The sequence below is a fragment of the Staphylococcus sp. IVB6181 genome (genome assembly GCF_025561445.1).
Classification (GTDB): Bacteria; Bacillota; Bacilli; order Staphylococcales; family Staphylococcaceae; genus Staphylococcus; species Staphylococcus simulans_B.
In genome coordinates this window covers 217,266-230,506 of record NZ_CP095096.1, presented here as the reverse complement: position 1 = coordinate 230,506, position 13,241 = coordinate 217,266, and the positions used below count along the sequence as shown (strand labels likewise).

Here is a 13,241-nt window from a genome sequence, read left to right as displayed (position 1 = left end):
GGGAATTTATTATGCGAGTGGCAACAGATATTGGCGGTACTTTTACAGATTTAGTCGCATTAAATAAAAACGGGGAATTAATTCTAGGAAAGGCAGATACAACACCGAAAAACTTCGAAGAAGGTATCTTCAACGTACTCAACCAAGCAAAAGTGAATTTAAAAGATATGAACATGTTTATTCACGGTACTACAATCGTAATCAACGCTTTAACAGAAAAGAAAGGCGTCAAAACAGGATTAATTACGACAAAAGGCTTTAGAGATGTTTTAGAACTTGCACGCGGCAATCGTTCAGACCTTTTTAATGCACGCTATAAGAAACCCGACCCCTTCGTAGAACGCCATCTTAGAAGAGAAGTTTCTGAACGTATGAACCATAAAGGTGAAATTACGTCAGGTCTGGTCTTTGATGAAGTTGAAGAAATTCTACAAGATTTCAAATGTGAAGGCGTTAAAGCAGTCGCAATTTCATTATTGCATAGTTACCAAAACAACGACCACGAGCGTGCGATTGCATACTATATCAATCGCTATCATCCAGAATTTTCAATTACCTATTCCACCGAATTGAATAATGAGTGGCGAGAATATGAGCGCACATCGACTGCAGTGCTGAACGCATATGTTAAACCTATCGCAAACGACTATTTGTCTAATTTAGAGCGGCATATTACCGAACAAAGCAATAGTTCCAACAACTATGTCATGCAGTCGAACGGCGGTACCAGTACTTTTGAACATGCGAAAAGGGCACCGATCAACATGGTGGAATCCGGACCTGTTTCCGGTATTTTCGGCGCAGCCGTACTTGGAGAATTAATCGGAGAAGAGAATTTAATTGTATTAGATATCGGAGGTACAACTGCGAAATGTTCTCTGATTGAAAACAATCATGTCAAAGTCTCTACAGACTATCACCTTGAACAAACGCATAACTATGCAGGTTATCCGATGAAGGTGCCTGTAGTAGATATTGTAGAAATCGGCAATGGCGGCGGTTCAATCGCCTGGTTCGATGACAGCGGTTCGATTAAAGTCGGGCCTAAATCTGCAGGCGCAGAACCTGGACCGATTGCCTACGGCAAAGGCGGTACAGAACCTACCACCACAGATGCCAATCTATTATTAGGCCGTCTTGATTTGAAAAACTTCGATACCAATACACCGATCAGCACCTTGAAAAAACAATTCGAACAATCTATTACCAATCACTTAGATGTGGACTTGGATACAGCAGCCATGGGAATTATCAAAATTGCGAATTCCAACATGCTGAATGCGTTGAAATTGATTTCAGTACGTAAAGGGCATGACCCTAGAGACTTTACTATGGTCGCAATCGGAGGCGGCGGTCCTATGCACTCTCAAGACTTAGCACGCGAATTAGGCGTGAAAAAAGTCATTGTTCCTTCCGCTTCCAGTGTCTTCGCTTCATGGGGCATGTTAATGTCTGACTTACGTCATGACTATGCTCAAACTTATCTTGCGAACACACAAAATTTAGACTTTTCAGAAATTAATTCAATGTATCAAACATTAATCGACGAAGCCACTGAAACATTACAGCACGAAAACGTAGACGAGAACAACATTGTGGTTTATAAAACAATCGATATGCGCTACCAAGGCCAAGACCATCCAGTAGAAGTGTCTGTGCCTTTCGACACATTGACAGAAGACAACTTAAACAAAGTTATTGAAGCCTTCCATCAAAAACACGAACAGTTATACACATACACACTTCCAGGTAATGGCATCGAAATTGTAAATGTTAAGATTTCAGTGCTTGGTAAAATCGAGAAACCTGTCATCAAAAAAGCCGAAGCTGCACATGGCGACCCTGTTAAAGAAGAACGCGATGTCTACTTCGAAGCAACAGGTTGGGAACATGTTAAAGTTTACGATCGTGACAAATTGCCGATTAACGAAACGGTTAAAGGACCTGCAGTGATCGAAGAAAAATCTACGACAATCCCGCTTAACCCTGATGACCGGTTAATCAAAGATGAATACGGCAACCTATTGATTCACATTGGAGGCGATAATTATGAGCTATAACACAGATCCGTTTACGTATGAAGTGATTAAAGACTCATTAATCTCTACCGGTGAAGAAATGTTCATCGCTTTAGCAAGAACATCTATGAGTCCGATTATCTATGAAGTATTGGATTATGCATGTGGATTAACGAATAAAAAAGGTGAACTCGTGACATTAGGCAATGGTGTCACTGGGTTTATCGGCATGCTGTCGTTTATGGTCAAAGAAACATTGAAGACGTATGGCGACGATATTCATGAAGGTGATGTCTTTATCCTTAACGATCCTTATAACGGCGGAGGTTCTCACCTATGCGACGTCGGATTAGTATTGCCGATTTTCGAAGACGGCGAACTGGTTGCTTTTGTCGCAAACAAAGCACACTGGACAGAAGTCGGCGGTAAAGATACAGGCTCTATGTCTACCAACTCTACAGAAGTCTATCAAGAAGGACTGCAGTTCCCTTGTATCAAGCTGTTCGATAAAGGAGTTAAAAACGAAGCGATTATTAAAATCATCGAATCCAATGTACGTTTCCCGCAACTCTCTATTGGTGATATGTGGGCGCAAATCGCCTCTTTAAAAACAGGAGAACGCCGGATTAAAGGCTTATGCAAAAAGTATTCTACAGATGCCATTTTAGAAAGCATGGATCGTTTCTTAGACCAAGGCGAAACATTGACACTTAAAGAAATTGCCAAACTGCCGAACGGTGTCTATGAAGTTGAAGAATGGATTGATGATGACGGTATTACTGATGATTTAATTCCAGTACAGCTGAAATTGACAATTACAGATGATGAATTCATTTGTGATTTCAGAGGTTCCTCACCGCAAGTCCAAGGTCCGATCAACAGTTCCTATACTGGACTTGTTTCAGCAGTCAGAACCATCTTCCTAGCCATCACAAATCCTTCACAAGAAGTGAATGACGGCGCCTTTCGACCACTTAAAATCATCACAGACGAAGGGTCTATTATTTCAGCAAAACGTCCTGCCCCAGTCTCAATGTATTGGGAATCTATGTTATACGGTACAGAAATGATTTGGCGTGCCTTAGCACCTGTCTTACCTAAACGCTTAACTGCAGGCCACTTGCTTTCTGTATGTGTAGTCATTATGGGAGGCAAACTGCCTGAAAAAGATGAGAATTTCTTAATCGTCGAACCTTCTGTCGGCGGTTGGGGTGCAGCAGATGACTTTGATGGTGATACGGGTCAATTCTGTATCTCTGACGGTCAAACCTTTAATGTACCTGTTGAAATTGCTGAACACACTTACGGGATTGAAGTGGAAGAATTCTCAATGCGTACAGACGGCAAAGGTGCCGGTAAACACCGCGGCGGTTCTGGTGCAATTCGTACTTACAAAGCACTGACAGATGGTCAATTCTTCACAGGCAGCTTCGGCCACCATAAAAGCAATACATGGGGCGCAGACGGAGGTCATGAAGGCTCAAACAATGAATTCTTATTCGTCAAAGCAGACGGTACAGTAGACGGTCCTTACGGCAAATACAATCAATATCCGTTAAACAAAGGCGATAAAGTAGTCTTGCGCACAGCGACAGGCGGCGGTTATGGCGATCCGAAAGCACGCAGCCGAGAAGCTGTCGCACGCGATTTGAAAAACGGCATCATCACCTCAGAACAAGCACAAGACGTTTATGGTTATGAACAAAGCAATTAAATAGATATCAGAGAATTTAAGATACTTAAAACCACATACTCTTACCACTTCCTAGGCTTAGGGAGTGGTCTTTTTATTTGTATTTTTAGACACCCCGCTTTGTCCCTTCAGACAAACTTCAGTCTGACCTCAAATAGTGTCTTAAATGCAAGAAAGCGCTCAACCGCAATGATTGAGCGCACAATAATTATTTAACTTATACAATTTTCTCTCTAATCTTGCCAGAGATGTAATCCACGATACCGACCATGATTACTAAGCCGATTAAGATAATTCCAACACGATCCCATGAGCGTGTCTGCAAGGCAAAGATTAATGGTGTACCAATACCTCCTGCACCGATTAAGCCTAAGATAGATGCTGAACGCAAGTTCAACTCAAAACGGTAAAGAATTAATGACATGAACGTCGGCAAGATTTGCGGGATGACCGCAAATACTAATGTTTTAATTTTATTTGCGCCGCTTGCTTTAAGCGATTCGGTTGCACTTAAATCGATATTTTCAATATCCTCTGCGAAGAGTTTTCCAAGCATCCCTACTGAATGGATACCGAGTGCCAATACCCCTGAAAATGATCCTGGTCCTACTGCTTTGATAAAGATTAAAGCCATTACAATTTCAGGAAAGACTCTGATAATACTTAAGATAAATTTGCTTGTGCCTGTGACTGGACGGAGTTTGACAATATTCTTTGCGCCTAAGAACGCTAAAGGAATACAGATAATCGCAGCTAATATTGTTCCGACTACCGCAATCGCAAAGGTTTCTAACAAACCATGAAGCAAGTCTTCTCCGCCTTTTTGATAGACAAAGCCCCAATCCGGGTGAGTTAATCCTTGTAAGATAGAACCGAGAATCTGCCGGGATTTGTCTTTGATTTCTAAAGCCGGCATACCGGCAAAAGCCCAAATCAAAAGTGCCGCAACCACTAGTGCTGTTAAGGTATATTTGATTTTCTTCTGCTTATTGCTGTAGTTGTTCAATAACTCTGTTTTACTCATTGTCGTCATGTGAGTTGTTCCCTCACTTTCGAACTGATGAAGTCAATAATGACTACAATCAATAATGTAAATAAGATAATCACTGCCGTTTTATCGTATTGGAACAGGCCGAGTGTTTGGTCATAAAAGAGACCGATACCGCCGGCACCGACTAAACCAAGTACCGCAGCTGCACGAATATTGATTTCAAAAGCGAATAATACATAAGACACATAAGAAGCGAGTGCCTGCGGAACGACACCGAACAAAATCCATTTGGTTTTATTCGCCCCTACTGCCGTCATGGCTTCTAAAGGGCCTGGATCAATCGCTTCTAAAACTTCATATAATAATTTTGCGACGATACTGATAGTTAATACAATTACCGCGAGCACCCCTGGAATTTGGCCAATCCCAAAAACCGCAACGAAAATAGCCGCAAGTAATAAATCCGGTATCGTACGCACAATGTTCAGTACGAAACGTGCCGGCATCGCAATCCACTTCGTACGTGAGATATTCTTGGCACATAATAAAGCAATAGGTACTGCAATAATAGAACCGATAAATGTACCTACGATTGCCATACGAATCGTATCTAACATTGGATTCAATATGTGAGATAAATAACTTAAATCCGGCGGAAACATATCTGTAAATAAGACACCGATTTGAGGCAAGCCGTATAATAAATCACCGATACTAAATCCCGTATAATTCAAACTCCATATTACTAAGAAGAGTACAAGGACTGCACTAAAAGTCGTCTTAAACGATTTCTTGTTATTTAACATCGACGCATAATCTTTCGCATGATCCATGTTAATTCACTCCTAACTTCTCTTCGTCTTGAATAGAACGGCCGTAAATTTCATTAAAGGCTTCATCTGTTGCACGCTCAACAGGCCCGTCAAAGACCAATTGACCATCGCGCAAACCAATAATACGTGTGCCGTATTCACGTGCTAAATCCACAAAGTGCAAGTTGATAATAATTGTGATACCTAATTCTTGATTGATACGTTTCAAATCATCCATCACTTGTTTAGTTGTTAAGGGGTCTAATGAAGCGACAGGCTCATCTGCTAAAATAATCGCAGGTTCTTGGCATAACGCTCTGGCGATAGAAATACGCTGTTGCTGCCCGCCGGATAATTCATCAGAACGTGATTTATACTTATCCAAAATATTGACGCGGTCTAAAGCTTCTAATGCTTTGATTTTGTCTTCCTTCGGAAATAGACCGAGAATCATTTTCCAAGTCGGATGATAGCCGACACGTCCGCTGAGTACATTACGCATCACCGAAGAACGTTTGACTAAGTTGAAATTTTGGAAAATCATACCGATATTTCTGCGCATTTCAAGCAGTTGATTGCCGCTGGCTTTAGTCATCGATTTGCCGTCAATCAGAATTTCCCCTTCTGTAATATCATGCAGCCGATTGATAGAACGCAGTAATGTCGATTTTCCTGAACCTGACAATCCGACAATGACTGCGAAATCACCCTTTTCAATATTTAAATTAATACGGTCTAAACCGACATGACCGTTACTATAAACTTTGCGTACATCTTTAAATTCAATTTGACTCATACTCATTTCCTTTCCTTCTCGCTTTAATACAAAGCGAGCGTATTCAACGGACTCAATGTGCTCTTGCAAGCCTCACTGCGTTGAAATACGCTCATTAAAATGGTGTGATAGTGCACATCTGTTTGCTTTGTGCTTACTTCATTTCTTTTACTTTTTTATCGTATTCTCTAACGATATCGAAGTTTTCATCTTTGCTGTCTACGTAGTTTTCATGAGAGTAAACTTCACTGATGACTTTGTGTCCTTCTTTTGTTTTCGCAATATCTTTAAAGGCTTTTTTCAGTTTGTCGCGGAATTTTGAATCCATATCACTGCGCACTGAGATTGTGTCGTTTGGAATCGGTTTAGTTAATTTTAAAATTTTAGTTTCGTCAAAGACTTTCGGTTCGTCTTTTTTCACGATTTTACGTGCATCATTGAATACAGCTGCCGCATCTACATCGCCGTTCATTAATGAAATGACTGCTTGGTCATGACCTTTCATGTTCACAACTTTCATGTCTTTTAAGACATTTACGCCTTCTTTGTCTAATTCAACAAGCGGGAAAGTATACCCTGCAGTTGAAGTCACATCTTGCAGCGCGATTTTTTTGCCTTTTAAATCTTTAACACTTTTAATACCTGAATCTTTTTTAACAAGAATTTCTGATTTATAGTCCTTTGTAAGTTCTTTTGAATCTGAACCGTCCTTATTCACTCCGAAACGTTGTGCTTGAAGCAATACATCCGCCGCTTTTTGATCATGCGCTAATGTATAAGCTGTCGGAGGTAAGAAACCAACATCTACTTTTTTAGATTTCATTGCTTCAACAATTGTATTGTAGTTCGTTGAAACTGAAACTTTCACTGGGATATCTAACTCTTTAGATAATAATTTTTCTAACGGTTTTGCTTTCGCTTCCAACTTATCTGCGTTTTGAGAAGGGACGAATTGAACTGTTAATTCTTTAGGTTTGTAATCCCCGCTGCCTCCCTCTTTATCACTTTCTTTCTTATTGTCTAAAGAACTGCCGTTGCCGCAAGCGGATACGAATAAAATAACTGCCATCATTAAAGCGAAGAGTGACTTTAACGCATGTTTCTTTCTCATTCAACATTCCTCCATATGTATTGTGATGTGTTACACATTTATTATATGAGTGAATTAAAGTGAGAAACAACACAATATTTGTGTAGATTGAGTAAATAATTTATGCGATGTTGATTAGCTTTAAATTATTTGAAACTTTAGTTAAGTTATCGTAAATCTTAAATTTATCCAATGTAACTTTCTAAGATTACGAATATAATGAAAGGACAAGTAAATAAAAATAAATACATAACCATTTTAGGAGGAACATTCAATTGAAAGTAATCCATCGTTACGTCGCAAGTTCTGTTTTAATTGCATCTACACTACTCAGTGCATCACCTGATACATACGCACAAAGTACAACTGATGCACCGACTATCGGAGAAGCTGAAAAAGGCAAAGTACTTATGGATAATTCACATGCCCAAACCGCAGGTGCGGCAGATTGGGTCTTAGACGGCGGCTTTTCTGATTATGCTAACCAAATCGCAAAGAAAGGTTATCAAGTGAAAGAATTACGCGGACAGGCAAGTATCACGCCTGAAAAATTAAAAGATACAAAGATTCTAGTCATTCCTGAAGCGAATACACCTTTCAAATCTTCTGAACAACAGGCTATGGTTGATTTTGCAAAACAAGGCGGCAGTATTATTTTCATTTCTGATCACTATAACGCAGACCGCAACTTGAACCGAATTGATTCATCTGAAGCCATGAACGGCTATCGCCGCGGTGCATACAACGATATGACCAAAGATATGTTGCAAGATGAAAAGCAGTCAGAGGCTATGCAAGGCGTAAACAGTTCTGATTGGTTAGCTGAAAACTTTGGTGTACGCTTTAGATACAATGGTTTAAATAATCTTACAACGAAAAATATGGTAACAGGCAAAGATGCGATGGGCATCACAGATAATGTCAACAGTGTGTCTATGCATGCAGGCTCAACGTTAGCCATTACTGACCCTGATAAAGCAAAAGGTATTATTTATACTCCTGAAGGTTTATCTTCAGAACAAAAATGGTCGCATGCGGTAGATCAAGGTGTCTATGCCAGAGGCGGTAAAGCTGAAGGACCTTATGTCGCGGTGTCTAAAGTCGGCAAAGGCAAAGCGGCATTCATCGGCGATTCATCTTTAGTTGAAGACAGTACACCGAAATATAAACGAGAAGACAGCGGAGATACAAAGAAAACTTATGACGGCTTTAAAGAAGCAGATAATCAGCAATTGCTCTCTAACTTAACAACATGGCTCGGCAAACAAGAAGATGCCGAAACGATAACAGCGCTTGGTGTTTCAAAAGACCAAGCCACACCATTGAAAGATTTCGAACAGCCACAGCAATCAACAGAACCGCAAAAAGAACCTTGGTCAGAACCTAAAGCAGGCTATAAATGGTACGACTCATCAACTTTTGCGGCTGGCAGCTATGGAGGCTCGCAATCTGAAACTCCAAAAGAAGAACAGCCTTCATCACCAGATGAGGATACAAGCAGTACATCTATCAATACGAATGGCATTACATTCGATGTGCCTGAACAGCTGCAAGCAGGACAGACATTTACTATCAAAATTCAATTTAAAGATCAGCCTGCCAACCAAACTTTAAAAGATTTGCGTGCCGGTATTTACGCAGATGGCGGACGCCAGCTTGCGACATTCGGCACACAATCTTCACCAGGTTATAGTGCAGCACAATCTGTTCAAACAGACAGTGACGGCAATGCGACACTGACATTGAAAGGTCAAACAATATCTGATGCTTCAGGGTCTGCACACTTGCGTTTAAAACAAGGTTCGCATAACCTGAAAACACAATCTATAACGATTAACTGATACGCACATAGGGGGATTTTACATTGACACAACTTGCATTCTATATCGTCAGCGATGTACACGGCTATCTCTTTCCAACTGACTATCAAGACAAGACACAACGATTACCGATGGGGCTCTTGCATACCAAAGCCATCATAGAAGAAGATAGTGCACAGTACAAAAACACGATTCGTATAGATAACGGCGACTTTCTTCAAGGATCGCCTATCGGACATTATCTTGCGAAAGAAAGAGAATCTGCAGAACAGCTGGCGGCGATTTATAATCAATTCAGTTTTGACTTAGGTGTAATCGGAAATCATGAGTTTAACTTCGGTTTAAATTATCTCAAAGACACATTAGCGGATTTAGATTATCCAGTCTTATCTGCGAACATTTTAGAAAACGGCGAACCCTTCACCGGTCATGGTGTCACGTATTTACAAAGAGAGGGATTAACGATTGGCGTGATTGGTTTAACTACACAATATATCCCGCACTGGGAGAAAGCAGAATACATTGAAAATCTGACATTTGAAAGTGCTAAAAGCACATTGGCACAGTGGCTGCCTGAAGTCAGAGCCAAATCTGATATTGTAGCAGTATGTTACCACGGCGGGTTTGAAAGAGATTTAGAAAGCGGTGCACCTACGGAAGCCTTAACTGGAGAAAATGAAGGTTATGCATTGCTCGACCGCTTCCACACCGACATCGACCTCTTAATCACCGGCCACCAGCATCGTGAAATCGCACAAGTCATTCACGGTGTCCCAGTCATTCAGCCTGGTTCTAAAGGCAATACTGTCGGCAAAATTGTCTTAGACTACCATGATCAAGGTGTGCATCATGCGACTGCGCAGCTTTTAACTGATGATAATCCTGATAAGGCTGTACTGACAGATGAGCTTCAGCAATTCAGCGATTATATTGAACAATGGCTGGATGCACCAATCACTTTATTGTCTGAAGATATGGTCGTTGAAGATCAATTTAAAGCACGCACTGCACCGCATCCATACCTTAACTTCTTGAATTACATCTTAATGGAAGCAAGCAACGCTCCTATTGCGGCATCTGCCTTATTTGATTTATCGCGCGGCTTTAAAGGTGAAGTCACAATGCGGGATGTCTTAAACAACTATCCCTTCCCTAATACGTTCAATGTACTGAAGCTCAGCGGACAAGATATTAAAGATGCTTTGGAACAAACAGCTGAATACTTTGAAGTACAAGACCAAGAAGTCATTGTGAACCCTGAATATGTTGAACCCAAGCCTCAGCATTACAATTATGATATTTGGTCAGGTATTGCCTATACTATCAAAGCAGGCAATCCTAAAGGCGAACGTATTACACGTTTGACACATCAAGGACAGCCGATTGCTATGCATCAAACTTATGAAGTCGTACTGAATAATTACCGTGCTGTCGGCGGCGGCAACTATCCAATGTTCAGTGAAGATAAAATTATCAAATCGATCACGACTGAAGGTGCACAGCTTATTATTGATTACTTGCAAGCACATCCTGAATTGGATATTCCGAATGTGACAGATTTCAAAGTTGAAGTATAGATTATATTAAAGGCAAACACAGCCCCCGCATTCAGTACGGAGGCTGTGTTTCATTCTGATATCAAAATTTTTATGCTGCTTCTGATAAACTGTCGACTAATTCTTTCACTGCTTTTGCATAGTTGTATTTTTCTTCTAAGAGTTTGTATGAAAGTTCATTCACACTTTTATCGACATGCGGTACTTGCGAGTCTTTGTCATAGATTTTGTTGGCTTTGTCCGCAAGTTGGTTGTATTTATCTGCAGAAACTTCTTTCGTTTCGCCGTCTTTATGATATTTTCCATACTTCACAGCGTCGAACTTCGGCATATCTTCTGCTTTTAGATCAAATCCTTGTCCTTGAAGCATCGCATAGCCTTTAGCTACTGTATCCACTTCATTCGTTGAACGATCAATCGTGCTCTTTAAGTGGTCATACGCTTTTTCATTTAAAATTTTCTTCGCTTTGCTTTTCTCTAAGTTGCTCATTTGTGTTCCTAATGCCACATATGAATTGGTAAATTCATTCAATGCATGTTTCGCAAATGATTCTTTATCTAAGCCTTCTGCTTTTGAAATTTTGTGCAAGTTATCATAAGACTGTGTATAGATATCTGTGATGTTGCTTACAGTTTGATAGATCTTCTTGTTATCTTTATTATCTAATGCATCTTTGTTGAAGTCTTCTTTATACTTTTTAAAGTCAGATTTGATTTGTTTATTCGCTTTGTCTGTAGCACTGATGATTTTCTTATGGTCCTCAGGGTTATCTGTACCTGCTTTATCTACTTTGTCTACATTTTTTGCTAGTTTATCAATGTATAGGTTGGTTTGCTTTTTAAACTCTTTCTCTTTGTCCTCTTGGCTTTGACATCCGGCTAAAATAATAAATAATGCGATAAATCCAATAAAAATTCCTAATTTCGTAAATTTCAACTTTACTCCTCCAGTACTTTTTATTTATATATTTATATCAAACGCTCAAGCACCTTAAAGATGGCGGCTCAAGTAGTTCAACGCATGGTTCATTATTTATACTGATGGTCATAAACTACACTTATTTTATCAGAATACTCAAGTTTTTAATTAAAGTAATAGATACCTATCAATGATTGATGTTAGATGCTATAAAAAAAAGTCCTCAATAGCATTGAAGTATTGAGGACACACATAATAGCCTGTCAGTTATTTATATCGTAACACAACCTATTAATCATGTATATATAAGATTTTGGAAATAGTTTAATTGTTTTTACAAGGTGAAGTGAAATATTAATTAATTGTAAAAACCCTTATATTTGTTACAAAAACATTGACTTATCATACATTATTTATAATGTTTCGCCACTTCCACAAACATATCAAAAGCCATTTCGAATGCATCTTCATTCAAAGCAAACCTTGGATGATGATGCGGTCTGTCATATTCTCCTGCTTTTGTGCCTGCACCGATAAAGACATACGTACTCGGCACAATATTAGAAAAGGCACTAAAATCTTCTCCGCCCATCATCGGATCTTTCGTGACGACTTTTCCTGGGAAATAAGTTTCTGCTAATTGTTTTACAAAGCGTGTCTTTTCCGGGTCATTATAAACACCATCGTAACCGACAAGATAATCTAACTTGTACGTTGCACCAACACTTTCGCATGTCGTTGCGAGCAGACGTTCCATTTGTCTTTTAACCAATTGTCTGTTTTCTTCTTTCGTTGTACGGACAGAACCGCCAAGTGTGATTTTATCAGCGATGACATTTTCAGCACCTATATTACCGGCTTGAAAGATAGTATTGGAGACTACTACCGGATCAAACGGGTAGACATCTCTTGAAACAATCGTCTGCAAGTTATTGACGAATTGTGCACCAAGCACTAGCGGATCTAATGCCAAATTCGGCTGACTGGCATGTCCGCCATGCCCTTTAATCGTAATATGATAGATATCTGAGTTGGCACTGGCCGGACCTTCTTTAATATCAATGAATCCTAATTCTAAAGGCGTCCATAAATGATGGCCGTATATAAAGTCAAAGTCATCAAAATACCCTGTCGCCACCATTTCTCTCGCACCGCCCGGAATCAGTTCTTCTGCGTGCTGGAAGATACAATGGACTTCATTTGGAATCGAAGCACGATGTTCATCAAAATAATGAGCTGCACCGAGTAATACAGCAGTGTGGCCGTCATGCCCGCATGCATGCATCACCCCTTTGTTTTGCGACATAAATTCTAAATCGGTACGTTGTTCTTGCATCGGCAAAGCATCAATATCGGCACGCAGACCAATCTTTTTACCTTTGCCTTCGTTAAATACCGCAACTGTACTTGTTTCAGTCAGTTCTACCACTTTGCAGTCCATGTTATAAAGCTGCTCGCGAATAAATGCGGCTGTTTCGTATTCCTGAAATGAGACTTCAGGATGTGCATGCAGATGTCTGCGATATGCGATAATGCGATCTTTGTATTGTTCATAGTTCATAATTTG

Annotated in this window: 10 protein-coding genes; 4 read left to right on the top strand and 6 right to left on the bottom strand. The window is 40.0% G+C overall.

The features are described 5' to 3' along the window. Positions 1 to 11: 11 nt before the first annotated feature. Positions 12 to 2,060: a hydantoinase/oxoprolinase family protein gene (locus MUA90_RS01065; RefSeq protein WP_262587785.1), complete on the top strand. Its 2,049-nt coding sequence runs from the start codon at positions 12 to 14 to the stop codon at positions 2,058 to 2,060. Continuing rightward, the gene (locus MUA90_RS01060; protein ID WP_262587783.1) at positions 2,050 to 3,732 is read left to right on the top strand and encodes a hydantoinase B/oxoprolinase family protein; all 1,683 of its coding nucleotides are present in this window, start codon (positions 2,050 to 2,052) and stop codon (positions 3,730 to 3,732) included. The genes MUA90_RS01065 and MUA90_RS01060 overlap by 11 nt, the downstream gene beginning before the upstream one ends. A gap of 196 nt (positions 3,733 to 3,928) precedes the next feature. Here the strand turns inward: MUA90_RS01060 and phnE (MUA90_RS01055) are convergent, their stop codons facing one another. From phnE (MUA90_RS01055) to MUA90_RS01040, 4 genes are all read right to left on the bottom strand, one after another. Continuing rightward, positions 3,929 to 4,744, bottom strand: coding sequence for a phosphonate ABC transporter, permease protein PhnE (gene phnE / locus MUA90_RS01055; protein WP_114604295.1), 816 nt, complete (start codon positions 4,742 to 4,744; stop codon positions 3,929 to 3,931). After that, positions 4,741 to 5,535 (bottom strand): phosphonate ABC transporter, permease protein PhnE, encoded by a 795-nt coding sequence (phnE, locus tag MUA90_RS01050; protein WP_262587780.1) that lies wholly within the window; start codon positions 5,533 to 5,535, stop codon positions 4,741 to 4,743. The genes phnE (MUA90_RS01055) and phnE (MUA90_RS01050) overlap by 4 nt, the downstream gene beginning before the upstream one ends. Position 5,536: 1 nt before the next feature. Further along, the gene (phnC, locus tag MUA90_RS01045; protein ID WP_026034723.1) at positions 5,537 to 6,310 is read right to left on the bottom strand and encodes a phosphonate ABC transporter ATP-binding protein; all 774 of its coding nucleotides are present in this window, start codon (positions 6,308 to 6,310) and stop codon (positions 5,537 to 5,539) included. Positions 6,311 to 6,443: 133 nt separating this feature from the next. After that, a complete protein-coding gene (locus MUA90_RS01040) occupies positions 6,444 to 7,400 on the bottom strand; it encodes a phosphate/phosphite/phosphonate ABC transporter substrate-binding protein (protein WP_011303198.1) in 957 nt (318 codons plus the stop codon). Positions 7,401 to 7,654: 254 nt separating this feature from the next. Here MUA90_RS01040 and MUA90_RS01035 point away from each other — a divergent pair, with 254 nt between their 5' ends. Both MUA90_RS01035 and MUA90_RS01030 read left to right on the top strand, forming a co-directional pair. Next, positions 7,655 to 9,220 carry a DNA-binding protein gene (locus tag MUA90_RS01035; protein ID WP_262587777.1) on the top strand — a complete coding sequence of 522 codons (1,566 nt, stop codon included), beginning with the start codon at positions 7,655 to 7,657 and terminating at the stop codon, positions 9,218 to 9,220. A 23-nt stretch (positions 9,221 to 9,243) separates the two neighbouring features. Beyond that, positions 9,244 to 10,776, top strand: a complete 1,533-nt coding sequence (locus MUA90_RS01030) for a bifunctional metallophosphatase/5'-nucleotidase (RefSeq protein WP_262587775.1) — start codon at positions 9,244 to 9,246, stop codon at positions 10,774 to 10,776. Between the two features lie 70 nt (positions 10,777 to 10,846). Here the strand turns inward: MUA90_RS01030 and MUA90_RS01025 are convergent, their stop codons facing one another. After that, on the bottom strand, positions 10,847 to 11,692 hold the full coding sequence (locus tag MUA90_RS01025; protein WP_262587773.1) for a hypothetical protein: 846 nt from the start codon (positions 11,690 to 11,692) through the stop codon (positions 10,847 to 10,849). 391 nt (positions 11,693 to 12,083) lie between these two features. Next, a complete protein-coding gene (locus MUA90_RS01020) occupies positions 12,084 to 13,235 on the bottom strand; it encodes a M20 metallopeptidase family protein (protein WP_262587771.1) in 1,152 nt (383 codons plus the stop codon). Positions 13,236 to 13,241 lie beyond the last annotated feature (6 nt).

Excerpts from the sequence above, each read along its gene's own strand:
- phnC (WP_026034723.1), bottom strand. The coding sequence starts at position 6,310 with ATGAGTCAAATTGAATTTAAAGATGTACGCAAAGTTTATAGTAACGGT.
- MUA90_RS01065 (WP_262587785.1), top strand. The coding sequence starts at position 12 with ATGCGAGTGGCAACAGATATTGGCGGTACTTTTACAGATTTAGTCGCA.
- MUA90_RS01040 (WP_011303198.1), bottom strand. The coding sequence starts at position 7,400 with ATGAGAAAGAAACATGCGTTAAAGTCACTCTTCGCTTTAATGATGGCA.
- MUA90_RS01060 (WP_262587783.1), top strand. The coding sequence starts at position 2,050 with ATGAGCTATAACACAGATCCGTTTACGTATGAAGTGATTAAAGACTCA.
- phnE (WP_114604295.1), bottom strand. The coding sequence starts at position 4,744 with ATGACGACAATGAGTAAAACAGAGTTATTGAACAACTACAGCAATAAG.
- MUA90_RS01020 (WP_262587771.1), bottom strand. The coding sequence starts at position 13,235 with ATGAACTATGAACAATACAAAGATCGCATTATCGCATATCGCAGACAT.
- phnE (WP_262587780.1), bottom strand. The coding sequence starts at position 5,535 with ATGGATCATGCGAAAGATTATGCGTCGATGTTAAATAACAAGAAATCG.